The 1015-nt window shown below is 75.9% G+C and carries 1 pseudogene; it reads right to left on the minus strand.

The features are described from left to right. Positions 1-866, minus strand: a pseudogene (locus ACWEN3_RS46980) (DUF6493 family protein); the annotation flags it as partial. Between the last annotated feature and the right edge of the window lie 149 nt (positions 867-1015).

The raw sequence follows: 1015 nt of genomic DNA on the forward strand, positions 1-1015 counted from the left end.
GCGGGCGCGAGCGGCACCGGCTCGGGCTCGGGCGGCAGCACCTCCGCGTACACCGCGGCGGCCGCGTCCGCCACGGCCGGGCCCAGCGCGGTCGCCGCACGGGCGCGCAGGGCGGGACTCAACCGCTGGGCCGCGGCGGCGAGGCCGCCGACGGAGTCCAGTGCGCCGACGTGCCGTTCGACCAGCTTGAGCGCCCGCTCCTGCACCTGGCTGTCCTCGTGCCCGAACGCCTGGGCCACCACCGGCAGCAGCTCCGCCGCGGCGGCCGGGTCGCGGCCGAGCACCTTGCCCAGCAGCACCAGCTGGGCCCGGACCAGCTTCTTCTCGGCACGGAACAGCAGAGCCTCGGATGCCTCGGCGAGCTGCCGCGTGGTCAGTTCGCCGTCCAGGGCCAGCGCCGTGAGCACCGTCTGGGCGTGCGCGGCCACGGGGGAGACCGCGTCGTGGGCCAGGGCCGTCCAGTCGGTGACGCGCTCCCGTTCCTCCTCCCGGGTCAGGGCCAGCCCGGTCAGCAGCGGCAGGTAGATCCGGTGGTCCGTGGGTCCGCCGCCGCGCAGCAGCCGGGCCGTGCAGGCGTCGACGAGGAACGCACGGTCGAGGACGCCCTCCCGGGCCAGGGTCGCGAGGGCCTCCTGCCACGCGTGCGCTCCGTCGCCCAGCATCCAGCGGACCTCGCGCAGATCCGTGAGCGTGAACAGCCCGGCCACCAGCTGGGCGAGCTGCGGTTCGTCCCGCAACCGGGCGAGGCCGCAACTCCGGTCCCAGCCGGAGCCGACGCTGCGGACCCAGCCGATCACATAGGCGTCCGTCACCGGTACGTCGCAGCCGGCGCGGCTCACCAGCCCCGCCATCAGGTCGTACGGCACGTCCGCGGAGACCGGACGGCCCGCCAGCCGGTGTGCGACGTCGGCCAGCCAGCCGGTGTCCCGGTGCTCCAGCGCCGCGCATCAGGGTGGGCAGCCAGGTGGCCACGCCGTAGACGAGGAGCAGCCCGCCGAAGGAGGCCAGCCAGTAC

This window comes from Streptomyces sp. NPDC004561, assembly GCF_053602155.1.